Genomic DNA, 22,824 nt, shown 5'->3' with positions numbered 1-22,824 from the left:
AGATGATAGTGATGAATGCACGACAACTCATTTTAGAACGACGTTCGGTTCGTTCCTACACCGATCAACCTGTTCCATCCGAAATGATTGAAGAAATCTTAGAAGCAGCAATTTATGCACCGAATCATAAGTTACGCGAACCATGGCGTTTTGTTCTCGCGATTGGTGAAGGACAAGTCCGGTATGTCGAACAATTGATGGAGCTCCTTGAAGCACGTGGTCAATTCGATCAAAAAACGGATGAGCAACGCCTATCATTTAAAGAAAAAATAAGTGAAGTCCCGGTGTTCTTGACGGTCCTTTATCACGTTCAAGGAACAGACGATCAACAGACAGAAGATTTACTTGCGACTGCTGCGATGATTCAAAACATCCAACTGCTTGCATCGGAACTTGGTTTAGGAAGCTGCTGGAAAAGCGGGAAACATTGGTTTACAGACGAATATGCGACACTCGTCGGTGCCCATGATGAAGAACGTGTCGCCGGTGTCATCCAACTCGGTTGGCCTGCGATGATTCCACCACTAAAAAAACGGACACCTGCCCGCGAAAAGTTAACGCACTTTTAAGGAGTGCGCATCCTGCGAGCTACCCCTGCTCGCACCAATCAAGCCCCATTTATAGAGTCATAAGCGATTATTTTGCAACTTCCTCCCCAAACGAAGTTGATCAAATAATCGCTTTTTCTTCTGCACGCTTCCCTCATTCCTGTCAGAAAACCGATTAAAAAAACCCGGATGATTCTCACTTTTTTTTAAAAGCAGAATCGTCCGGGTTTCTCTATATACTGTGTGATGTCCTTCAAAATGATCGTATTTACACGATTGTCGTTTTTTCAGGTGATACTGCAGGCGACTGCACATGATCTAACAGATGATCCACGATGCGTTTTGTCGCTTGCCCATCTTGATACGTGAAGAATTGACGGGCGAATTCCTCAATCTTCTCTGATTCGAACTGCCCTTGTTTCACCCAAGCGATGACTTCGTTGAACGAGGAAACAATCGGCCCCGGGACAAACGATTCATACGGGAAGTAAAAATCACGTTCTTCCTTATAGGATGTCAAATCATTCACGAGGAAGATGATTGGTTTTTTGAGTAAAGCGAACTCAAAGATGACGGACGAATAATCCGTGACCAAAATGTCTGAAATCTGCATCAAATCATTGATATCCGGATAATCCGTCATATCGATGATTTGGTCCGAAAATTCAGCCGGGACGACAGGACGATTAAGCACGAACGGATGCATCCGTAACAATAAAATATACTCGCTCCCGAGTTCTTGGCGGAACTGTTCGAAATCGAGTTCCTCATCATAATGTGCCGTCGTCTGACCGTTACCCCGGAAAGTCGGAGCAAGAAGAATGATTTTCTTCGAACGCCACTCCGGATGGTCAGCATACAGTTTTTGTTCGACATGTGCTTGTCGCGCCGGATTCAAGAGTTGATCCGTTCGTGGGACACCGAGTGGATGAACACGGGCCGCGTCCATCCCGAATGCTTCAGCATACGGTTCGATACAGGCTGTTCCCGAGACATAGACTTTCGAGTAGTTTCGGTGAATTTGAACCATCTTCAAGTAATCATCGTCCGGTGAATAGGATTTATCGAGCACACTGTAACCGAATTTTTTAAAGGCGCCACATGCATGCCACAGTTGAATGACCTCAGTCCCTTGACGCAGTGACGAGACATAGACCGGATAATAGTAGTCATCGATGATGAAATAGCGGGCAGTCGCGAGTTCATACGTCGCCCGCATCATGTGGAAGACGTATTTAATCTGACCGAAAAGACCTTGTGGGAACCGCTTTAACAGGAACACATAGCTGAATCCAAGATCGCGGCTCTCAAGTTCGTCATAAACGGCACGGAAGTTATCAACGAGCTTGTCTGAACGATATGTCGCAAACACGACTTTTTGCTTGTCAATCGGCAAGCGTCTCGCAAGCCAATACGTCATGACCAGTAAATAATGAACCGTCCGCCGCTGAATTAAACGTATTTTTTGTTTCATGAGTGATCCCTTCTGTTGCACCTACTAATTTTTACATGCACCATTCCATGACGGTTTTTCCGAAACGGTTCGTTAAATCGCTTTCGAACGCTTGATGGATGTCCTCGATTTGACGAATTTGGAATACACCTGCGACTAAGTTCGACAAGTATTCTGGAATATCCGGGTACGTTTGATACAGTTCCATCGTCCGAGCGAAGTCCGTTGGTGTACTGCGACTCGACCCATAGACACGTAATCCTTTTTCGAGAATCATCCGTGTATTGACAGAAACAGGCTCCTCAGATACACCGAGCAATGCCATCGTCCCTTCTGGAATGATATAGTCAATCATTTGATTGATTGCATATTGACTGCCGATGCCGCCTACACACTCAAACCCGTGATTGAAGGCAACGCCTTCTGGAATTTGGTCGATATGATACGTCTCATCCGCGAACGAGAAGTAATCGAGCTTCGATTGTGTTTTTCCGAAGACGAGTAATTTCGCTTCCGGATACAGTTTACGTAACAACAGTGCTGTGATGAAACCAAGGTTTCCGTCACCCCAAATTCCGAACGTTTCCCGACGCGCATGTGCGATTTGGTCGAAACGTGTCACGGCGTGTACAGCGACACTGACGAGTTCTGTAAAGGCTGCGACTTCCGGGTTAAGATCTGCCGGTACTTCGACGAGACGATCGGCTTGAATGAAAACATAATCTTGCATGTAGCCATCATAACCGCTTGAACGGAAACGACTTGTCCGCAAGTAGTTTTCGCCGATGATGTCATCCGTCTCAGACGGCGTATTCGGTACCATCGCAACGAGAGTCCCTTTTGCGAATGTTCCTGACGGGTCATGAACGACTTTTCCGATTCCTTCGTGAATCATCGCCATCGGTAATTTTTTCGCGAGTACTTCTGCACTACGGCTTCCTGTGAAGTAACGTTGATCCGCGTGACAGATTGACAAGTAAGTCGGCCGGACGACGACGCGATCAGATTTTAACGACCGCTCATCATACGTCACCTCGATTTGACGAGGTGCAACGAGTTGATAGACTTGGTTAATCATTGGTTAATCCGCTCCTTCAGGATTGCGTTAGCAATACGTAAATCATAAGGTGTCGTGACTTTGATGTTGAAGAGTTCTCCTGTGACGAGTGCGACATCTTCACCTTTGAGCAATAGAATCTTACACGCATCCGTTAAAATGGCACGCTCTTCAGCAGACAAGGCTTCATAATGTGATTTCAGCTTCGTGATTTGGAAGCTTTGTGGTGTTTGCCCTTGATACATCTGGTCACGGACCGGAATGTCTGTGATTGTTTTTCCGTCTGTCGATGCAACGATTGTATCGATGGCTGAAATGACAGTATCACATGCACCATACTCAAGTGCTGTCGAGATATTTTCTTTAATGATCCGGTGTGTCAGGAATGGACGGACCGCATCGTGCGTTACGATAATATCTTCATCTGTGATGCCATTCTTTTCGTCGATCCAGTTGATCGCCGCCATGATGGATTCGTTCCGGTCATTTCCGCCAGCCGTGATGACGATGCGCTCATCTTGTCCGATGTATTTTTCTAAGATATCGCGTGTATAGTTAATCCACGCTGTTGGTGTGACGATGATGACACGGTCAAAATCATCGTTCAGTAAGAATTTTTCGACCGTATGGACGAGAATCGGACGTTCCCCAATTGAAAGAAATTGTTTTGGACGATCGACGTTCCCCATGCGTGTTCCTTTTCCCCCAGCTAAAATTGCTGCATAAATCATCTTGTATCGCAGATGTCTCATCCGTCGCGTGACGGCGCTGTCATGAAACAACCTGCTTCCCTCCCTTATCAAAAATCTTTTTTGGTTTCCACCTACCAGCGATGTGGGTATATCTTCGAATAGAGTCGGATAATCGGATCACACTTGACGAAAAAAACAAAAAAAATATACAAAGCACTATTTTTTTTGCTTTGTCACGATATAATGATTGGTGATTTCTAATACAACTATACTATGTTCCTGGTGATTTTAAAAACCTATTACTTTTGTGTAAATACATTGTAATCATTTACGTGAGGAGAGATTGTTTTGACAGAAGAAACACTGATGCCGACTTTACACGCGAAAGTCGACTATTTAGAGCTTGCCGGTACGACATTCCGCTTTGAGGCACGCTTGTTTGGATTAACTGAATTCTTGCAAGCAGAACAATTACTTTTCGAAAACCCGACAGCACAAGAAGGACAGGAAACAGAACGAGAAGATGACTACATTCAATCGGAAGCACCAGAAGCACCCATTCCGCTTGAACGTGCCATCGTCTTCCGCAATAAACGAAATAAACGGACGTTCATCCTCCGCTTCCCATTTGAAGGGGACTGGACAGAAGAGACCTTTACCGGCTCATTGAACCTCAATCACATCACACCGACGGGACGTCCTTTACCAATGGGCTATTTTGATGCCTTCTTCGCAATCGTCCAGGGCAACTCGATTTTACACGAAGCCCCATTCGGCGACACACGTGCACTGATTCCGGTCATTTACCGTGTCGATACGAAACATAGCAATCTGTTATTGAAACTCGAATATGAACTGGTCGTCCAACATTCTGAGTATAGCAACACCTTAAGCTTCCATTCCCTAAAACGCGGGGAGTCAAAACGTTTCATCCGGATGATTGACCGGTACAACAAATATAAAAAGGATTTCCGCAAACGCGCCTTTAAATTCCGTCGGTTTACGTTTAAAGCCATCTACAACGTCACGAAATGGACGCAGCCGATCGCGGAAGACAAAGTCTTGCTCGCTTCCGACTCACGGAGTGATGTCAGCGGAAACTTCGCCTACATTCTCGACGAAATCGAGCGACGCGATTTGAACCTCGACGTTAAGACATTCTTCAAACCGAATCTTCAATCCCGACGCGACTGGCGTGATAAATTCACATTGCCGTATCACCTGGCGACAGCAAAAACAATTCTCGTCGATGATTTCTATCCGATGATTTATCCGCTAAACATCCGTAAAGGAACGGACCTCGTCCAGGTATGGCATGCTGTCGGAGCATTCAAGACGTTCGGTTACAGCCGTCTCGGTAAACCGGGTGGTCCAAGCGCCAACTCGCTCAGTCACCGGAACTATACGAAAGCAATCGTCAGTTCACATAATGTCGCGCGCCACTACGCTGAAGGATTCGGTCTCCGCGAAGATCAAGTCATCGCGACAGGTATTCCGCGGACGGATATGTTCTTCGACCAAGACTACATCGCTGCTGCGAAAGAACGGATTTATGAAGAATATCCAACATTCAAAACGAAAAAAGTCATCATGTTCGCGCCGACCTTCCGCGGTAATGGTGCGAAAAGTGCTTATTACGACTTCGACCAACTTGATTTAGATGCTTTGTACGAAGCGTTCCACGAAGAGTATGTCTTCGTCTTAAAAATGCACCCATTCGTTCGTCGTCGGATGGAAATTCCAGAACTGTACGCTGATTTCTTCATCGATTTGACGGATCACCGTGAAATCAATGAGTTGTTGTTCGTCTCAGACATTTTGATTACGGATTATTCTTCGACGTGTTTCGAATTTTCACTCTTGAACCGACCAATGTTGTTCTTTGCTTATGACTTAGACGACTACATCTCTAAACGCGATTTCTATTATGACTTTGAAGAATTCGTGCCCGGACCAATCGTCAAAAATTCGGATGAATTGATTGAACGGATTAAAAATGAAGACTTTGAAATGGACAACGTCAAAGCGTTCGCTGAGTACTTCTTCGAGCATCAGGACGGGAAATCAAGTGCCCGATTCGTCGATCAAATCATTCTTGGAGAGAACAAATGACGGTTGCTCCAAAGCCGATTCCCGTGCCGGCTTACGATCACTGGCTCGGGAATTACAAAGTCTTGTTGATTTTCACGGTCGTCTTCGGTCACTTGATCGAGACGTTCCGTAATCTTGACGGCAATGATTCGGTCCAAATCGCTTACAATGTCATCTACTTGTTGCACATGCCGGCCTTCATCTTCATGAGCGGATACTTCTTCAAACAAGTCCGACCAAAACGAATCATTTCGTTTGTTGTCTTGTATTTCATTTGGCAGTCGATTCATGAAGTCTACCTGGCTTATGCGAACGATAAGACGCTCGAAGGACTGATTGACGGATTACTTCATCCGCTCGTCCCAAGCTGGACATTGTGGTACTTGCTCGGCATCATCATCTGGCAAATCGTCACGCCCGGGTTTCTGATTTTACGTTTCCCGCTCTTGATCAGTGTCGCTGTTGCGCTTTTAATCAATGCAGACCCGGGTGCGATCACAAACTTCCTGTCGCTCCAAAAGGTGATCAGCTTTTATCCGTTCTTCTTGATGGGCTATCTCGTCAAAGAACGAGGATGGTTAGCGAATGACGGTTTCCGCGATCGGTTGACGGGGCCTGCCGGACGACTTGTCGGTCTCGTCGTTTCACTGACGATTGCGATTTTTATGGGTCTCTGGACAAAAAACGGTTTTGATACGGCATGGCTCTTTTACCGGGATACGTACGGTGAATTTGAAGTATCTCTCCTTAAGGGAGCGGCGACGCAACTGTTCCTTTATGCAGTCAGTACGGTCATGATTTTCTCCGTCCTCCTGATTGTCCCAAGACGATCTTTCGGTGAACGGTTTGACGAAATCGGGATTCAGACGTTAGCGATTTACTTACTCCATTCGTTCATCGTCCGTCTCTTCCGGGATTCCTTACCACCGGCCATCGCAGAATCACCGTTCCTGTTGATCGGCTTAGGGCTCTTGCTCGCGACAGTTCTTGTCTTTGTCCTGTCGAGTCGCCCGGTCGTCCGGATTTTGCGACCGTTGCTATCGCCGAATGTGAATTGGTTGTTCAAGAAAACAAGCTGATGCTTTACCTGATACGTGTAGAAGCAGGTGACTTCATCTAAAACATCCAAAAAGGGATTGTCCATCGATTTTCAGATGGCAATCCCTTTTTCCGTATCCATTTCAAAATCAATCCGGTCTTTTCAGCCCTCTAAATTGACACAGTCTTTCTCTTGAAACTAAGATGATAAGGATGACACAATAATCGCTTACATAAGCGCGCAGAAAGAAGGGGTCCCCTTGCAAGCGGATCAACGTAAAAAATTAACGGTCTTGATGATCAACATGTTCATCGCCGTCGGGAGCTTCGGGATCATCATTCCGATTCTGCCTGCTTATCTTGCCTCCATCGGACAAGGTGGAACGGCTGCCGGGCTGATGATTGCCATCTTTGCCGGCGCCCAGCTCATCATGTCTCCAGTTGCCGGAAAATGGGCCGATCAATACGGCCGTCGCAAGATGATCATCTATGGACTGATTGGTCTGACACTGTCGATGTTCGTCTTTTACTTCTCGAACTCGGTCGCAATTCTTTATCTGTCCCGTGCAATCGGTGGTATCGGTGCTGCCTTACTGATTCCGGCAATCTTTGCTTACGTCGCCGATATCACGACGATGGATCAACGGGCGAAAGGAAACAGTTATGTCTCGGCCGCGATGTCGCTTGGAATCGTCATCGGACCGGGAATCGGTGGGTTCCTCGCCGAATATGACTTAAAGTTGCCGCTACTCGTCTCAGCTCTCGTCTCGGGACTCGCCGTCTTGTTCAGCATCTTGTTGCTCAAAGAAAGTGATGTCCATGACGCAACAGCGATGGCACCGGACGAAGGATCGATGCTCAGTAAAATCGGTGCGTCGTTCCAAAAACCATACTTCGTCCCACTCGTCATTACACTTGTCATGAGTTTTGGTCTGATGGCGTATGAATCCGTCCTTGGTCTCTTCATTGATAACCAATTCGGTGCTTCACCAAAGGATATCGCCGTCATGGTGACATCGACGGGTATCATCAGCGTTATTGCTCAAATCTTTATCGTCGACAAAATCACCCGGAGTCTGGGTGAAGGCAAAGTATTGAATATCTTTTTATTGATTGCGACACTCGGGTTTCTCGTCTCACTCTTCGCCTCGAGTTACGGCGGCTTCTTCGCCGTCACGCTGGTCATCTTCCTCGCGACGTCGATTTTACGACCTGTCTTGAACACGATGATTTCAAAACTCGCCGGGAACGAACAAGGCTTTGCGATGGGGATGAACAATGCCTATATGAGCATCGGAAACGTCCTCGGACCAACACTCGCCGGTCTGCTGTATGACGTCAATATCTTATATCCGTTCATGCTGGGACTTGTCTTCCTCGCCGTGACGTTAGTCGGCTCTGTCGTATGGCAACGCCGCCAGTCCCGGTTGATTGAAAAAATCGAACGTACGTCTTAAGTTTCACCCACTAAAAAAGAGTAGGACGACTCCGGATATATAGCGGAGACCGTCCTACTCTTTGTTTGTCGTACGATATCTAAAAAGACTGACAGCCTACTTGAATTTTTAATGAGATGCTTCTCGATACTTCGTCGCTCTTTTCCTTTATCCATATGCCTTTTGATGGGCTTTTTTTAACTTCAGGTAATCTTCATCGGCCCGGATCAAATCCCACTTCTCTTGAAAGATTTCAGCGGATTTTGCTTTTTCCGGGTCAATGTCCCGTTCGTTCAACTCGCCTTTTTCTTTATCCTTATATTTCCGCCCTCCCGGATAATTCGCATAACGGCGGGCACGCGTGTGTCCCATCTGAATGAACTTCCGTGCCATATCCATCCCGACGAAATCACCCGCCGCTTTATAGGCTAAGTACATTTCATAGATTTTTTCAGAGGACTCCTTTGCAATCTCCGGTGTCTTGAACCGCCAGTGCGGCAGGATTTCACCTTTATACGGTTCGACAAGCAGGACACCTTGCTCCCCCCGTCCAACGCGGTATTTTTCCGGTTCCTTCCGAAAGTCCGTCGTCTCGAAATCAATCTCATAATCAAATGCCACGGTTCCCACATCCCTTTAGTTAATTACAGGATAATTCCCCGCCATGCCTTCACTTAATCTTCTCGATACAATCCATGTGCATACACTTCCGTCAGCGTCCGCGCAATCTCATCGATCGTCGCCGTCGTTTCTGACCGGACGACTTCAAACAAATACATTTCATTTGCGAAAAACCACCCGCGTGCGACGAGTTTCGGATCAAGATCCATCCGGGCCAGCCCTTGCTGCTGGGCATATAAAATGTCTTGGCTGATTTGTTCAATGAACCGTTCCCGAATTTGTTTCCACTTCGTCCGGACGACGTACGATACGCCAATCGCTTGCTCGACGATCCGAAGCATCGCCCGCTCCTCGTCCGCTAACCGAAGAAAGGCCGTCGCCTGTTCCAAAATCTGCTGTTTTGCGTCCGCACGCGAACGCGGCTCAAACACTTGCTCGGCAATTTTGTAAAACCGGTCCATGACGTCTTCCATCAGGACGATCAATAATTCATCCTTCCCTTCAAAATGAACGTATGCCGTTCCGTAACCGACACCTGCTTGTTTGATGATTTGTGAGATGGTTGCCGTTTGAAAGTCTTGCGATAAAAAGACGTCACGTGCTGCAACGAGCAGCTTTTCACGTGTTCGCACCGTCCGTAGATGACGTTTGTCGACTTTCGCCTGTCCTGGTTCCTTCATCCTCACACCACTCCTTTTGATTCGTTATTCGATAATATTGACACAGTGTCAATTTGTTTGCTACGCTTTTGTCAAAATTGATTGAGGATTCAGTTCGAGGAGGAACCGAGATGACACTTACCGCAAACCGTGAAGATGCACTCCAAATGGATCAGCAAGACCAACTTGCACCGTACCGTAATGAATTTTATCTCCGTGAAGGGTCGATTTATATGGATGGCAACTCGCTTGGTCTCTTATCCAAACGTGCCGAACAGACATTGCTTGAGTCGCTTGCCGATTGGCGCGAACTCGGGATTGACGGCTGGATGCAAGGACGCCATCCTTGGTTCGAATTGTCGGAAAAACTCGCTGCCTTAAACGCCCCCCTCGTCGGCGGGCGGGCAAACGAAGTCATGGTGACCGGCTCGACGACCGTCAACCTGCATCAACTCGTCTCGACGTTCTTTGCGCCGAGCGGACAACGGACGAAAATTTTAGCGGACAGTCTGACGTTCCCGTCAGACATTTATGCACTGCAAAGCCAGCTTCGCTTACGTGGACTCGACCCAGCTGAGCACCTTGTCCAAGTCGAGAGTCGTGACGGACGTTTCCTTGACGAAGAGGATTTAATTGCTGCAATGACAGATGACATCGCCTTGATCGTCCTCCCGACCGTTTTATACCGGAGCGGGCAAGTCCTCGACATGGAGCGCTTGACGAAAGCCGCCCATGACCGGGGAATCCTGATCGGTTTTGACGGCTGTCACTCCGTCGGTGCCGTCCCCCATGCGTTTCACGACTGGGGCGTCGACTTTGCGTACTGGTGCAACTATAAACATTTAAATGGTGGACCGGGAACCGTCGGTGGTCTATTCGTCCATGAGCGGCACTTCGGGACACTCCCCGGTCTAACCGGGTGGTTCGGTTCCCGCAAGGACAAACAATTCGACATGGATCACACATTGACGCCGGCAGAAGATGCGGGTGCCTTCCAGATTGGAACACCACATGTCTTAAGTCTTGCGCCGCAAATCGGTGCCCTCGAACTGTTCGCAGAAGTCGGAATCGGTGCCGTCCGGGAAAAATCGCTCGCCTTGACGGATTATATGATGCGCCTGGTCGATGAAGAACTTGCGCCTTACGGCTTCTTTATCGGAAGTCCTCGCGATCATAAGCAGCGTGGTGCACACTTGAGCCTCGAACATCCGGAAGCGGCGCGGATCTGTAAAGCGTTAAAAGCACATCACATCATTCCCGACTTCCGTGCACCGAACATCGTTCGCCTCGCACCGGTCGCATTGTACAATACGTTTAGCGATGTCTACGACGTCGTTGCGACACTGAAGACCATTATGGAAGAGAAGGAATACGCGCAATTCGCAAATGAACGCGAAGTCGTCGCGTAAGGAGGTCATCATGAAAGAACACCCTACTGAACTACGACGTGACTTAAAAACACGTCAACTGACGATGATAGCGATGGGGTCTGCCATCGGGACGGGACTATTTCTCGGAAGCGGTCTCGCGATCAGTCTCGCCGGACCAAGCGTGCTGATCAGTTATGCGATCGGCGCCTTCATCGTCTTATTACTGATGGGCTGCCTCGCCGAAATGACGGTCGCCCATCCGACTTCCGGTGCGTTTGGAACAATTGCCGAACGCTATATCAGTCCCTACGCCGGCTTTCTCGTCCGCTATTCGTACTGGGTCGCGAACGTTCTCGCCATCGGGGTCGAGGTCAGTGCGATTGCAATTTACATGAAATATTGGTTCCCGGACGTTCCCGGTTACTTATGGATTTTATTGTTTGCCGGTGCACTCATTTATATCAATGCTACGACGGTCCATACGTTTGCGACGTTTGAATACTGGTTCTCCGTCATCAAAATCAGTGCCATTCTCATGTTCATCGTTCTTGGTGCGTACTTGATCATCGGTAGTCCGGCACCGGAAATCGGCCCGCAAAACTTCACGAATGATGGCGGATTCATGCCGTTCGGAATTTCCGGTCTGTGGGTCGCCGTCTTTATCTCGCTCTTTAGTTTTATCGGAACAGAATTAATCGCGGTCACGGCGGGTGAAGCAAAGGACCCGGACGTTGCCGTGCCGAAAGCATTAAAAGCGACGGTCTTCCGTCTCTCGACGTTTTATGTCCTGACGATCGCCGTCATGTTGATGATTGTCCCGTGGCAACAGGCCGGCGGGATTGACCAAAGTCCGTTCGTCAAAGTGATGGAGCTCCTGTCGATTCCGTATGCAGGCGGCATCATGAACTTCATCATCCTGACAGCAGCCTTGTCAGCGATGAACAGTCAACTGTACGCCTCGACGCGGATGATGTACTCGCTCTCGAAAGCGACCTACGCCCCGCGGATTTTCAGTCGTCTGAACGCAAAAGGTGTTCCGCTGTTCGCACTCGGAATCTCGACACTCGGTATCTTCTTAGCTGCCGTCATCAGCAGCCAATCGAGCGTCTCCTACCCGTTCATGATGGGGATTTCGATGTTCGGCGCGATTTTCACATGGTTCATGATTTTCATTTCCCACCTCTACTTCCGCAAAGCCTGGGAACGGGACGGCGGGCGGAAACTACCTGTCCGGATGATGGGGTATCCGTATTTGACGGCACTCGGCGCCATCTTGTTAGTCGCGCTCGTCATCACGACATGGTTCACGGACTTCCAAATTGTCCTGAAGTTCGGAATCCCATGGTTGATTTTCTTGACGATTGCCTACGCGTTTTGGAAACGAAATCATCCACCGCAAGCAGATCAACAGAAACGTTCACAATCACTTTAACGTAAAGGGGATCGATTGGAATGGAACAGACCGGTCACAATGGAATCGAATCAACGATTCAAACGGATTTCAAGAAAGAAATGTCGTATGGGGATTATTTACAGCTTGATCCACTACTCAGCAGCCAACACCGCTTATCGGATCATCATGATGAAATGCTGTTCATCATCATCCACCAGACAAGCGAGCTTTGGATGAAGTTGATTTTGCATGAGATGACGGCTGCGACAAAGGCAATTGCGGACGATCAGCTTGAACGTTCATTCAAGATGCTCGCCCGTGTCTCAAAGATTCAGCAACAATTGATTCAGTCCTGGTCCGTCCTCTCGACGTTGACACCGGCAGAGTACCTCGAGTTCCGGGATTCCCTCGGGCACTCGTCCGGTTTCCAGTCCTATCAAAACCGGCAAATCGAATTTGCACTCGGCTTTAAAAACGCGCAGATGCTGCGTGTTTACGAACATGAAACAGAATTATTCGCCCAGCTGAACACTGATTTAAAAACACCCAGCATCTACGATGAGACCGTCCGCGCGATGGCACGACGCGGTCTCGCGATTGATTCTGCAATCCTTGAACGCGATGTCACACAGGACTGGGAAGCTGATGCCAGTGTCGAAGCAGCCTGGGGGGAAATTTACCGTGACGTCGCACAATACTGGGACCTGTACGAACTCGGTGAGAAGTTACTCGATATCGGCAGCCAACAACAAATGTGGCGCTTTAATCACATGAGTACGGTCGAACGGATCATCGGACAAAAACCGGGTACGGGCGGCTCGTCCGGCGTCAGTTATCTCCGGCGTGTCCTTGACCACCGGTTCTTCCCGGAACTCTGGTCCGTCCGTACAAAATTATGAGGGGGAATTCCTGATGAACCGCTGGATTGATGTTTCACAACCGCTGTCCTCGTCCGTGACGACATGGCCGGGAGATACGAAGTTCGACTATACGATCAGTTGGAGTAAGGCTGACACAGGATCCGTCAACGTCGGTAAGGTCACGATGAGCTTACATACCGGCACACATATCGATGCGCCGTTCCACTTTGACGATGCAGGCAAAAAAGTCATCGAACTCGACCCCGATCTATATATTGGTCATGCACGGGTTATCTACTTACCCGGTCGGACAGAACTCGTCGCAAGTGACCTCGACGGATTCGATTTGACCGATGTCCGCCGTCTCATCATCAAGACGGACGGCTGGGTCGATAAATCGGTTTTCCCTGAGTCGATTCCCGTCCTGACGCCCAGTCTCGCCGAGCGACTCGGTGCTCTTGGCGTCGAGCTGATCGGTCTCGATCTTCCGTCCGTTGATGCGATCGACAGTAAGGAAATGGCTGCCCACCATGCACTTGCGACACATGGTGTGCATATTTTAGAAGGACTTGTCCTCGATAAAATTGCACCTGGGGACTATCACCTGAACGCGGTCCCGCTCCCGCTCGTCGATGGTGACGGCAGTCCGGTCCGTGCGTTATTACGTCCGTATTGAACAGAAAAAAGAACGTTCTCGTTTTTTCGAGGACGTTCTTTTTTGACTGTAATGAAGTAACTTTCGGACAAACGTTTCACTTTTCGTGACTCCTACGGGGAAAAGCGCACGATTTTTGCGCTGTCAGAGGCAGGCAAGACCCTGCTACTTGGTTCGTTAGAACCAGGTAGCAACGAGGTAGCAACGGCTTGCGCCTCGCCCGAGGAAAGCACGAGAAGGAAGACACGTTTGTCAGTCACTCACTTCGCCTAGAAACGATAGACAACACCGTTCAACGAATTACCGTCACGGGAAAGAGTGTTTCTTCAATCCGTTTCGTCACATGCGCAACCGTCGCAAGCGACTGATCGACTTGAAAACCGATATCTAACGAATGATTCGCTCCAGGAATCAGCTCAACCGTTAAGTGACTGGCCCGGCACCGTTCGAGTGCCGACGTTTCATAAAAACGGTCCGTATCACCGATGACGAGTAATCCCCGTTGCCGGCTTGCCGCAATTCCTTCCGCGATGAAAGGTACGGTCAAAAGCGGCGTCAGTAAAATGACTGTCGCTTCCGAAAAAACCGGTCGTTGCATTAACGTAACGAGCGGACCCGTTCCAAGGGATTTCGCGATGAACTGGTGCGTCAGATAGGTTTTTTCTTGTAAGACTTTCGCGATGACGGCCTCGATCCGGCGAAGGATTTCGTCGTCCGCTTCCTCGTCCGGCAACGCATAGATGTCGTCCGACATATAGTGAATCTCAATGATATTGACATCATGATTCAGCAACATCATTCGACTATAGTAAAAGTATGGATGGTTGTAGACATAACTTGCACCTGACAACAAAAAACAGACCTGTGATGACTCGGAATAATAATGCGTATATGAAACCAGCTGCTCCCCGACCGCGATTGTTTCGTGACGGATATCCATTGAACTCCCCCTTTTTAATTTTCCTTACTTTACCATCGATACATTATAAGGTCCATTAAAATTCCATTTCCATTCTGTAGGAAAACGGTCACCTGGCACTGACGATTCTTTTGTACACTGAATCCATCACATATCCTCTGGAGGTGCAGAATGGATTCAAAACGAAATGATGGGGTGATTGCTGTCGGTCTCCTGTGCGTCGAAGCCGGTCTTTTTGGTTTCGGTCATGCGATGTCCGTTTCACCTGAAGTCAGTTCCGGTAACGGCAATCCGGCCATTTTATTGGCAATGCTGTTAATCTTCTTATTCGTCACCAGCGTCCGTTCCGTCATCCGTTTCCTGCACCGTCTTCAAGTCCGTCCACCCGGATTGACGATTTTGCTGCTGCTCAGCGGGAGTTCCGTGCTGTTCGGTTCAATCTATCAAATCCATCACTACCGGACGTACCGAGCTGACTTGATTGATCATTTGATGCATCGCGAAGGAGCGACACGTGATTTAGAATACATTCGTTCCATCACATCCGTCTTCGACATCCATATGAATGATCAGACTTTCAATAGTACGACTTTTTTCATCTTCACTTGTGCCATCCTCCTCGTTAGTAGCTCGTTCCTGCTCCTCCATCACTGGTGGCTCAACGTACCCCGTTAAACCACACGAAAAAACAGGATCCGCTGGCGCCGTTCGTGGCACAAGTGGACCCTGTTTGTTTAACGTGCGATTTGATCCGGCGTAAAGACGGATTGTTCGACTTGTTTTAATGCGTAGAAGGCACCTTGTCGGTTCATCAACTCATCATATGTTCCGACTTCGATGACTTGTCCCTGTTCCATGACGACGATTTGATCCATCTGTTCAAGGCCTGCGAGACGATGGCTGACGAGTAGCACGGTTGCGTCTGTCGCACGTGCGAACAGTTGACGTAAAATCATCTGTTCCGTCAAGGCATCGACGGACGATGTCGGTTCATCCAGCAAGTAAAGCGGTGCTTCGCGTAAGAAAATCCGGGCAATCGCGAGGCGTTGTTTTTCGCCTCCCGATAGATTTTCTCCTTTCTCGAGCACCTTGTCAGCCAGACTAAACGTCAAATCAACCTGCCGCAACGCCAATTCCATCGCTTCATCCGTCGCTTCCTCATGTGCGAGTTGCAAGTTTTCACGAATCGTTCCGTAAAAGAAATGATTCTGTTGCAGGACGACATTCGTTTGTCGCCACAAGGCTTCCGGATTGATTTCTTCTCCACGGACACCAGCAATCGTGATTCCGTCTGCTGGATACATTCGGAGCAACAGTTGGAGTAAGGTCGATTTTCCGGAGCCGCTCGCACCGACGATCGCCGTCTTCGAGCCACGAGGGAACGTCACGCTGACGTCACGGAGGACGGGCCGGACTTCACCCGGAAATGAAAACGTGACGTCCGTTGCCGTAAGCGTCGGGGCAGTGTCCAGTTCAAATGGAGGATATGTCGGCATGACTTCGTCCGTCACGACATCATCGAGCCGCCGTGCGGCATGGCGGCTATCTTCGAAGAAGCCAGGTAAAATCGCCATCGGTGCCGCATTTTCGAATACCGTCAGTGATGTCATGACGAGCAATGCAAGGAAGACACCGTCGAGTTGACCGTCCGCGACGAGGTAGGCACCCAGTCCGAGGACGAGCCACGAGATGACTAACGTCACCAGTGTATTGAGCGCCAGGTTCGAGACGGCATGTAGTCCGTTTCGCCGTTCTTCTGCGACATAACGAGCTGCGACTTCGTTCAGTTCCATCTCTTTGTTCGCGAGTTGCTGATAGATTTTTAAGTCACGGTAGCCTTGGAACAACTCTGTCACTTCCGTCGAGAGTTCCCCGCGCCGCGCGCGAACGGTCCGCGCGAAACGCTGTTCCCGGTAAGCGAACCAGCCCGGGATGATGAATCCCGTCAATAACAGTCCGAACACGAGGACGAGCGCGACGCTGAGTGAGAAGAAGCTGACAAAAAAGATCGTACACAGAAAGACGAGGACGAGAATGATCGGCGGATAGACGACACGTAAAAACGTGTTCTGCAGACTCTCGACATCGCCGACGATTCGCGCGAGTAAGTCACCGCTCCGGTACTTCGCGAAGATTCCCGGCGCAAGCGGTTCGAGCCGTTTGTAAAACGTCGTCCGTAAATCACTCAAAATCGTAAACGTTGCCCGGTGCGAGTAATAACGCTCCGCATACCGACTGACGGCACGCGTCAGGCTTGATATTTTTTGCAAGGCAATCAGTACAGCGAGTGTTTGAATCGGTGGCAACAGTGCCGCCTTCGAAATCAGGAAGCCGCTTGCTGCAAACAGACCCACCGCCGTGACGCCGGCAAGAACACCAAAGACAATCGAGAGGACGATATCCCGTTTCTGGTGCAGCATCAATCGAAAAATACCCATCAATTCCTTCATCGTGTTTCCTCCCCTCGTTGGACGGCACGCATCCGTGCGTATTCCGAATCCCGTGCGAGTAACGCCTCATGTATGCCTTGGTCGACGATCCGGCCGGCCTCTAAAATGACGATGTTGTCCGACTGTTCGATCGTATGCAGACGGTGTGCGACCGTGATGACGGTCGCCGTCCGTCCGAGTTCCTGGATTGCCTGCTGTAACAGGTGTTCCGTCTTGACGTCGAGTCCCGTCGTCGGTTCATCGAACAGGATGACGTTCGGTCGTTTTAAGAAGGCACGGGCGAGTGCGACCCGTTGTTTTTCGCCACCCGATAGACCGCGCCCCCCTTCACCGATTCCGGTGTCGAGCCCGTCCGGTAAACTCGCAATCAGTTCCCCGAGTCCTGCGGCAGCTGCCGCACGCTCGATGTCTGTCCGCGTCGCCTCCCGTAATTCACCAATGGCGATGTTGTCGGCGAGTGTCCCCGCATACAGGTAAGGATGCTGCGAGATATAGCTGAGCTGTTCAAACCAGCTCGTTTCCGTGATTTGTGCGCGTGGCTGACCATTCAGGAGCACTTCGCCGTTCTTTGGATCGGCCAGTCCCGCGAGTAACTGCAGGACGGTCGACTTCCCGGCACCACTTCGTCCGATCAAGGCGACTTTTTGGTACGGTTCGATGCGCAGCGTGACGTCGGTCAGTGCAAACCGCTCGTCCTGATACGTAAAGTCCACATTTTTTAATTCAATCCGCGGTGGTGTCGCGGACTTTAATTCAACCGTTCCGAACGTTACGCCCCGATCGTCTTGCGTCAGTTCAGACGCAATCTGTTTCGCCGCCGCAACACTGCCCCGTCCGGTATGGAACGCAGCCCCCATCTCTTTTAAGGCCAAATAATACTCCGGTGCAAGCACGAGCATCAAGAAGGCTGGAACAAAGGTGATGCTTTGGAAGAGAATCAACCGGAGACTGACCTCAAGGGCAATCATCCCCATGCTGAGCATCGAGATGAACTCCAGCATCAACGACGACAAGAAGGCAAGCTTCAGCACGGTCAAGGTCGCATCACGGAAGTCGAGACTGCTCCGTTCGATGACGTCCTGCTGTGCTTTCGCGCGACCAAACAACTTTAACGTCGTGATGCCTTGCAGCGTATCGAGAAAGGTTCCGGAGAACGCCGTCATCTTCTCGAGCTGCGTATCGGCACGTTTTTGCGTCATGATTCCGATGACGATGTAGAACAGTGGAATGAATGGTGCCGTGATCATCATAACGAGTCCCGTAATCCAGTCATAACTGAATGCTGCGATCAGTACCATCAAGGGAACGATCGACGTCTGGATGACTTTCGGCAAGTATTGGCTGTAATAGCTGTCCATCTCATCGACCGCGTCAAGCAACACACTGACCTTTTGTCCCGACTGTCCTTGCGACATCACTTCGACGGAACTCATCGTATACTTCGCGACGAGCGCCTGGCGAATGTCTTGTTTGACACGTGCCGCGAGAACCGTCCCGAGCCGCCCGTTCCAATACGTAACAGCGACCCGTAACATCAGCATGAGCAGTAAGATACCGAGTAGCGGAACAATTGCCGCAAAGGCGTCCCCTTGGAGAAAAATGCGGTCGACGATGATGACGATCAAGTACGATTGACCGATGACCGCAATCCCCATCAGGACAGCCGCCAGCATCAATTGCAACATGATCGTACGTGGAATCGAGATGATTCCTTTAAGTGGATTCATATAAAAACGCCCCTTCACAAATTGTGAACGACTTTTAGTGAATATTTTCACATATCGTACATTCAGTATACCGAATCCTTCGTTTAGTTGCCATGAGAATGCCGCTCCAAAGGTGTGACGGTTTTGTGAGAAGCGTTTTACTCGACAAAATTGCTAACACCCACTATTATGGATAATAGTTGTCCACGTTATACAGAAAGGGCGAATTACCATGCAAATGAAAACCGGAGTCGAACAATCCGTCTACGCGATGCTGTTACTGACCTTTTTGCCGGAGAAAGGACTTTTACCCGGTGAGTTCATCAGTCAGCAGCTCGGCGCTTCACCGACGTACTTTCAAAAACTATTGCGTAAACTCGTCAGTGCCGACCTCCTTCTGTCTGTCCCGGGGGTCAAAGGCGGTTTCCGACTGAATCAACCTTCCGATCGGATTCGTATCTTTGACGTCTACGAAGCCATCGAAGGAAAACAATCCCTTTATGCTTCAAGTGGTGTCTTTGAAGATTTGATGGGCATCAAAGAACAGAACGTCCGCCTCTTATCTAACTTGATGACGGAAGCGGAAGATGCTTGGCAATCGACCTTAAAACGTGAAACGATTGGATCGCTCCGACAGGAAATCGACAGGAACTGTCCCCCTGACCACTTAACGACATTGCAAGCCTTGATTGAACAACAAATGATTCGCAACTAAAAGGAGACTTACGCATGACTACACTTGACCGCTACTTTGAGTTATTTGACGCTTCCCGGACCGATGAACAGGCTTTTAGTGACCTCATTTCACTCTTTTCGGACGACATCACGTTCGTCTTGAGTGGACAGGAACAACACGGGATCGACGCCTGGAAAAAATTCGTCCGCCTGGTCTTCACTGCCAACCAGGACATCAAGCACATGTATGAAGCCTGGCTCCCGTCAGCAGATGGCGATACATTCGAGACACGCTGGGCCGTCTGCGGCAAGCGGGCTGACGGAGCGGTCTTCACGCAGGACGGGACGGATATCGCCCGCCTTGATGCAGACGGAAAAATCGTCTACCTCGCCAATGTGCCGGATGATGCGAAGATGTTTAACAATTACAACGACTAACCCAAAGAGACCGTTCCCCACTCGGAACGGTCTCTTTTTGAAGTCATCCGCTTATAAGTTTGCTGCTTCGAACGTGTCGCCGCCTTCAATCGTTCCGTTATCAAAACCTTTTTGGAACCAGCTTTTCCGTTGTTTCGATGTCCCGTGCGTAAAGCTTTCCGGCACGACGTATCCTTGACCTTTTTTCTGAAGGGTATCGTCACCGACGGCATTTGCAGCACCAAGCGCTTCTTCAAGGTCGCCTTCTTCCAACAAGTTCTCCCCTTGCGCGTGATGTGCCCACACGCCGGCATAATAATCTGCCTGCAGTTCGAACCGGACGAGGTATTTATTGAATTTCTCTTCGCTCATCTTTTGACGGAGCGGCATGATCTCATCTGACGTCCCGAGTAACGTCTGGACGTGATGACCGACTTCATGGGCAATGACGTAAGCCATCGCAAAGTCGCCAGGCGCCCCGTACTTAGTTTGTAATTCATCATAAAAACTTAAATCAATGTATAATTTCTGATCGCCCGGACAATAAAAAGGACCGACCGATTTTCCGGCTTGTCCACACGCTGAACTGACTTGGTCGGTATAAAGGACAAGTGTCGGTTCTTTGTATGTCATCCCGTCTTGTTTAAACTCCTTCGTCCAGACACGTTCCGTATCGGCGAGCACGACCGAGACAAAATCGGCGGCTTCTTTTTCTTTCGCTGTTTCTTGATAGCCTGAGTTCGTACCGCTCTCTGAACCGGATAAATCCCCCAGCAAATCAGCAGGATTCCCACCCATCAACGTCACGACGATCAAGATGATGATGCCAAGTCCACCTCCGACTCCAGCGATTCCTTTCCCGCCCATTCCCCGGCGGTCTTCTACGTTTGAACTTCGTTCTCTTCCTTTCCACTTCATGCGGCTTCCTCCTACCAATTTCGATGTTTTTATATACCCGTTCAGGCATTTATTCATGCCACGTTCTTTTAGAAAAATAATGGATGTGCAGCTAACTTTTTTTCCAGTCAACAAACACATGCGTGCAACCGATAGTCTTGATACCCCTACAAAAACAGAACTTTGTCTTTGTTTTAGTTTCAACTAGAAATCGGAGGAATTTTATTTTATGAAACGTCATCAACTCATGCTCAGCATCACGTCTCTTATCGTCGTTTTATCTTTAATCGTCCATGGACTCCACCGCTTCACAACGTTTGGAGAAGGCTACTCCCTTTTACAGGGAAAAGGACCAGCCGCGTCGTTCGCTACGTTGACGGTCGTCGCGCTGATTCCTGTCTTTTTTCTCTTCGCAGCTGTTATCCTGTACCGGCTTAATTCCCAAAGCAAACAGGTCGCCATCCTCTTGACACTGACGCTGACATTCGCAAGCATGTCAATCATCGCCGGTGGAGAGGGTCTCGTCGAATATCACTTCTCGATTTTCATGGTCCTGGCATTGATTGCCTATTTCCGGCGAATCGATTTAATTTTAATCAGCACGGTATTATTTGCGATTCAGCACTTTGCCGGATTCTTTTTTGCACCGACGCTACTGTGCGGAACGACCGGGTATCCGTTTAGTTTGTTGCTGATTCATGCTGTGTTCTTAGTTTTAACGAGCAGTGCCCTGATCATTCAAGTATTCGTTCAAAATCGTGAACGTCACGCGGCGCACGCAAGGGAAACGGAAGCAAACACGTTAATCACGAACGTCAGTCAACAAATCGAAGCACTGGTCGGTCATTTAAAAACGAATACGACACACTTGAAGCAAGCTGCTGCAAACTCAGTTGTCGTCACAGATCAGATCGCTACTGCCATCGAACCGATCGTCGACTCTGCCGACGGTCAATATCAATCGATGCAACATGGAACGAATCAGTTACAGCAAGTCAATCAAGCAATCGCGACGATTCAAACACAGATGGCGACGACGGCAGACACAGCCGTCCACATGACAGCCACCGCACGTGAAGGAAATGAAGAGATGCAGTCGATGGAACGCCGGGTCGAAGCAATGGTCGAAGCGACGAACCGCTTAAACGATTCCGTCGAGACGATGACAGGACGCTCCGATCAAATCCAGACGATTCTCGCGAGTCTTGAAGCAATTGCCGGGCAAACGAACTTACTTGCACTCAATGCAGCGATTGAAGCTGCGCGCGCCGGTGAAGCGGGACGCGGCTTCGCCGTCGTTGCGACCGAAGTCGGGCATCTCGCCGTCCAGTCACGAAGCTATGCCAATGAAGTGACGGAAGTGTTAGAGGCTCTTGTCGAAGACACAAACCAAATCAAGGCAACGGCCCGAGCGTATGCCGAGACGTTGACGGAAAACCGTCAGATGACGAAACGCGTCGGTCAGACCTTCGCTGATATTACAGGAATGATTCAAGATGTCGAACAGCATATTCGCTCGATTCAAACAGCACGCCAAGGTGTCGGTACGCAAATGCTTGAAATCGGTGAACGCATGGATACGACACGTGTCGCCTCGCTCGAGGTACGGCGCGGGATCGAATTTACAGCTGCAGGACTCGAAGAACAGGCTGGTGTCCAACACGAATTTGAAACGATGACCGATTCACTCAATCAAATGACCGATTCGCTCGAACAACTCGTCGATAAATTAACGAATCATGTTAAATCCTAAAAAGCAGGTCCCTTCGTTAACGGGGACCTGCTTTTTAAAATTAAATGAAACCCTTCTAGGAATCTGCGATCCCTACCTCGAATAACTAATTAAGACTGACAGTATTAAAGAAAAATCCCTGATATTATACTGCA

21 protein-coding genes are annotated in these 22,824 nt (G+C 49.2%); 12 read left to right on the top strand and 9 right to left on the bottom strand.

The window, feature by feature from the left end; all coding sequences use genetic code 11:
• Positions 1–11 precede the first annotated feature (11 nt).
• A complete protein-coding gene (locus KNP94_RS12210; protein WP_088836057.1) occupies positions 12–569 on the top strand; it encodes a nitroreductase family protein in 558 nt (185 codons plus the stop codon).
• Positions 570–816: 247 nt separating this feature from the next.
• Here KNP94_RS12210 and KNP94_RS12205 read toward each other — a convergent pair whose 3' ends face one another.
• From KNP94_RS12205 to KNP94_RS12195, 3 genes are read right to left on the bottom strand one after another with little or no spacing between them, the layout of a single operon-like run.
• Positions 817–2,022 (bottom strand): CDP-glycerol glycerophosphotransferase family protein, encoded by a 1,206-nt coding sequence (locus tag KNP94_RS12205; RefSeq protein WP_214805681.1) that lies wholly within the window; start codon positions 2,020–2,022, stop codon positions 817–819.
• Between the two features lie 31 nt (positions 2,023–2,053).
• Positions 2,054–3,079, bottom strand: a complete 1,026-nt coding sequence (locus KNP94_RS12200) for a ribitol-5-phosphate dehydrogenase (protein WP_029332337.1) — start codon at positions 3,077–3,079, stop codon at positions 2,054–2,056.
• Entirely contained in the window at positions 3,076–3,789 is a 714-nt protein-coding gene (locus KNP94_RS12195; RefSeq protein WP_029332336.1) for an IspD/TarI family cytidylyltransferase, read from the bottom strand. Before KNP94_RS12195 ends, KNP94_RS12200 begins: the two co-directional genes overlap by 4 nt.
• A gap of 309 nt (positions 3,790–4,098) precedes the next feature.
• Between KNP94_RS12195 and KNP94_RS12190 the strand changes: the two genes are divergently transcribed.
• From KNP94_RS12190 to KNP94_RS12180, 3 genes are all read left to right on the top strand, one after another.
• Entirely contained in the window at positions 4,099–5,862 is a 1,764-nt protein-coding gene (locus KNP94_RS12190; protein ID WP_251132648.1) for a CDP-glycerol glycerophosphotransferase family protein, read from the top strand.
• Positions 5,859–6,920: an acyltransferase family protein gene (locus KNP94_RS12185; protein ID WP_214805679.1), complete on the top strand. Its 1,062-nt coding sequence runs from the start codon at positions 5,859–5,861 to the stop codon at positions 6,918–6,920. Before KNP94_RS12190 ends, KNP94_RS12185 begins: the two co-directional genes overlap by 4 nt.
• Before the next feature lie 219 nt (positions 6,921–7,139).
• On the top strand, positions 7,140–8,336 hold the full coding sequence (locus KNP94_RS12180; protein ID WP_214894101.1) for an MFS transporter: 1,197 nt from the start codon (positions 7,140–7,142) through the stop codon (positions 8,334–8,336).
• Between the two features lie 147 nt (positions 8,337–8,483).
• Here the strand turns inward: KNP94_RS12180 and KNP94_RS12175 are convergent, their stop codons facing one another.
• Together KNP94_RS12175 and KNP94_RS12170 are read right to left on the bottom strand one after the other, a co-directional pair.
• A complete protein-coding gene (locus KNP94_RS12175) occupies positions 8,484–8,936 on the bottom strand; it encodes a DUF4385 domain-containing protein (RefSeq protein ID WP_088836053.1) in 453 nt (150 codons plus the stop codon).
• Positions 8,937–8,989: 53 nt separating this feature from the next.
• Complete coding sequence (locus KNP94_RS12170) at positions 8,990–9,616, bottom strand: TetR/AcrR family transcriptional regulator (RefSeq protein ID WP_088836052.1); 627 nt, start codon at positions 9,614–9,616, stop codon at positions 8,990–8,992.
• Positions 9,617–9,726: 110 nt separating this feature from the next.
• On the opposite strand from KNP94_RS12170, the gene kynU reads away from it, so the two are divergent.
• Genes kynU through kynB form a run of 4 tightly spaced genes read left to right on the top strand, consistent with a single transcriptional unit; the run spans position 9,727 to position 13,894 of the window.
• Positions 9,727–11,004 carry a kynureninase gene (gene kynU, locus KNP94_RS12165; RefSeq protein WP_215115734.1) on the top strand — a complete coding sequence of 426 codons (1,278 nt, stop codon included), beginning with the start codon at positions 9,727–9,729 and terminating at the stop codon, positions 11,002–11,004.
• A 10-nt stretch (positions 11,005–11,014) separates the two neighbouring features.
• Complete coding sequence (locus tag KNP94_RS12160) at positions 11,015–12,397, top strand: amino acid permease (RefSeq protein ID WP_214770570.1); 1,383 nt, start codon at positions 11,015–11,017, stop codon at positions 12,395–12,397.
• 20 nt (positions 12,398–12,417) lie between these two features.
• Positions 12,418–13,257, top strand: coding sequence for a tryptophan 2,3-dioxygenase (kynA, locus tag KNP94_RS12155; protein WP_215115733.1), 840 nt, complete (start codon positions 12,418–12,420; stop codon positions 13,255–13,257).
• A gap of 13 nt (positions 13,258–13,270) precedes the next feature.
• Positions 13,271–13,894 (top strand): arylformamidase, encoded by a 624-nt coding sequence (gene kynB / locus KNP94_RS12150; protein WP_214894105.1) that lies wholly within the window; start codon positions 13,271–13,273, stop codon positions 13,892–13,894.
• Positions 13,895–14,165: 271 nt separating this feature from the next.
• Here kynB and KNP94_RS12145 read toward each other — a convergent pair whose 3' ends face one another.
• Positions 14,166–14,813, bottom strand: coding sequence for a cyclase (locus tag KNP94_RS12145; protein ID WP_215115732.1), 648 nt, complete (start codon positions 14,811–14,813; stop codon positions 14,166–14,168).
• 150 nt (positions 14,814–14,963) lie between these two features.
• Here KNP94_RS12145 and KNP94_RS12140 point away from each other — a divergent pair, with 150 nt between their 5' ends.
• Positions 14,964–15,467 carry a hypothetical protein gene (locus KNP94_RS12140; RefSeq protein ID WP_088836046.1) on the top strand — a complete coding sequence of 168 codons (504 nt, stop codon included), beginning with the start codon at positions 14,964–14,966 and terminating at the stop codon, positions 15,465–15,467.
• 59 nt (positions 15,468–15,526) lie between these two features.
• On the opposite strand, the gene cydC is transcribed toward KNP94_RS12140, so the two are convergent.
• Together cydC and cydD are read right to left on the bottom strand one after the other, a co-directional pair.
• Entirely contained in the window at positions 15,527–17,242 is a 1,716-nt protein-coding gene (gene cydC / locus KNP94_RS12135; RefSeq protein WP_215115731.1) for a thiol reductant ABC exporter subunit CydC, read from the bottom strand.
• Entirely contained in the window at positions 17,239–18,969 is a 1,731-nt protein-coding gene (gene cydD, locus KNP94_RS12130; RefSeq protein WP_215115730.1) for a thiol reductant ABC exporter subunit CydD, read from the bottom strand. Before cydD ends, cydC begins: the two co-directional genes overlap by 4 nt.
• Before the next feature lie 211 nt (positions 18,970–19,180).
• On the opposite strand from cydD, the gene KNP94_RS12125 reads away from it, so the two are divergent.
• Positions 19,181–19,663, top strand: a complete 483-nt coding sequence (locus KNP94_RS12125) for an Rrf2 family transcriptional regulator (RefSeq protein ID WP_088836043.1) — start codon at positions 19,181–19,183, stop codon at positions 19,661–19,663.
• A 14-nt stretch (positions 19,664–19,677) separates the two neighbouring features.
• On the top strand, positions 19,678–20,061 hold the full coding sequence (locus KNP94_RS12120; protein ID WP_215115729.1) for a nuclear transport factor 2 family protein: 384 nt from the start codon (positions 19,678–19,680) through the stop codon (positions 20,059–20,061).
• Positions 20,062–20,112: 51 nt separating this feature from the next.
• Here KNP94_RS12120 and ypfJ read toward each other — a convergent pair whose 3' ends face one another.
• Positions 20,113–20,958 carry a KPN_02809 family neutral zinc metallopeptidase gene (gene ypfJ, locus KNP94_RS12115; RefSeq protein WP_214802752.1) on the bottom strand — a complete coding sequence of 282 codons (846 nt, stop codon included), beginning with the start codon at positions 20,956–20,958 and terminating at the stop codon, positions 20,113–20,115.
• 208 nt (positions 20,959–21,166) lie between these two features.
• Here ypfJ and KNP94_RS12110 point away from each other — a divergent pair, with 208 nt between their 5' ends.
• Positions 21,167–22,690: a methyl-accepting chemotaxis protein gene (locus tag KNP94_RS12110; RefSeq protein WP_215115728.1), complete on the top strand. Its 1,524-nt coding sequence runs from the start codon at positions 21,167–21,169 to the stop codon at positions 22,688–22,690.
• Positions 22,691–22,824: the final 134 nt, after the last annotated feature.

The organism is Exiguobacterium sp. s80 (genome assembly GCF_018618725.1).
Classification (GTDB): Bacteria; Bacillota; Bacilli; order Exiguobacteriales; family Exiguobacteriaceae; genus Exiguobacterium_A; species Exiguobacterium_A oxidotolerans.
The sequence above is the reverse complement of the archived record's forward strand: the minus strand, read 5'-3'. Positions and strand labels throughout refer to the sequence as shown.

What these genes read in the sequence shown, in the direction of transcription:
- KNP94_RS12120 (WP_215115729.1), top strand. Translation starts at nt 19,678, where the DNA reads ATGACTACACTTGACCGCTACTTTGAGTTATTTGACGCTTCCCGGACC.
- KNP94_RS12210 (WP_088836057.1), top strand. Translation starts at nt 12, where the DNA reads ATGAATGCACGACAACTCATTTTAGAACGACGTTCGGTTCGTTCCTAC.
- kynU (WP_215115734.1), top strand. Translation starts at nt 9,727, where the DNA reads ATGACACTTACCGCAAACCGTGAAGATGCACTCCAAATGGATCAGCAA.
- KNP94_RS12110 (WP_215115728.1), top strand. Translation starts at nt 21,167, where the DNA reads ATGAAACGTCATCAACTCATGCTCAGCATCACGTCTCTTATCGTCGTT.
- KNP94_RS12125 (WP_088836043.1), top strand. Translation starts at nt 19,181, where the DNA reads ATGCAAATGAAAACCGGAGTCGAACAATCCGTCTACGCGATGCTGTTA.
- KNP94_RS12185 (WP_214805679.1), top strand. Translation starts at nt 5,859, where the DNA reads ATGACGGTTGCTCCAAAGCCGATTCCCGTGCCGGCTTACGATCACTGG.
- cydC (WP_215115731.1), bottom strand. Translation starts at nt 17,242, where the DNA reads ATGAAGGAATTGATGGGTATTTTTCGATTGATGCTGCACCAGAAACGG.
- KNP94_RS12195 (WP_029332336.1), bottom strand. Translation starts at nt 3,789, where the DNA reads ATGATTTATGCAGCAATTTTAGCTGGGGGAAAAGGAACACGCATGGGG.
- KNP94_RS12170 (WP_088836052.1), bottom strand. Translation starts at nt 9,616, where the DNA reads ATGAAGGAACCAGGACAGGCGAAAGTCGACAAACGTCATCTACGGACG.
- kynA (WP_215115733.1), top strand. Translation starts at nt 12,418, where the DNA reads ATGGAACAGACCGGTCACAATGGAATCGAATCAACGATTCAAACGGAT.
- KNP94_RS12140 (WP_088836046.1), top strand. Translation starts at nt 14,964, where the DNA reads ATGGATTCAAAACGAAATGATGGGGTGATTGCTGTCGGTCTCCTGTGC.
- KNP94_RS12200 (WP_029332337.1), bottom strand. Translation starts at nt 3,079, where the DNA reads ATGATTAACCAAGTCTATCAACTCGTTGCACCTCGTCAAATCGAGGTG.
- ypfJ (WP_214802752.1), bottom strand. Translation starts at nt 20,958, where the DNA reads ATGAAGTGGAAAGGAAGAGAACGAAGTTCAAACGTAGAAGACCGCCGG.
- kynB (WP_214894105.1), top strand. Translation starts at nt 13,271, where the DNA reads ATGAACCGCTGGATTGATGTTTCACAACCGCTGTCCTCGTCCGTGACG.
- KNP94_RS12145 (WP_215115732.1), bottom strand. Translation starts at nt 14,813, where the DNA reads ATGGATATCCGTCACGAAACAATCGCGGTCGGGGAGCAGCTGGTTTCA.
- cydD (WP_215115730.1), bottom strand. Translation starts at nt 18,969, where the DNA reads ATGAATCCACTTAAAGGAATCATCTCGATTCCACGTACGATCATGTTG.
- KNP94_RS12160 (WP_214770570.1), top strand. Translation starts at nt 11,015, where the DNA reads ATGAAAGAACACCCTACTGAACTACGACGTGACTTAAAAACACGTCAA.
- KNP94_RS12205 (WP_214805681.1), bottom strand. Translation starts at nt 2,022, where the DNA reads ATGAAACAAAAAATACGTTTAATTCAGCGGCGGACGGTTCATTATTTA.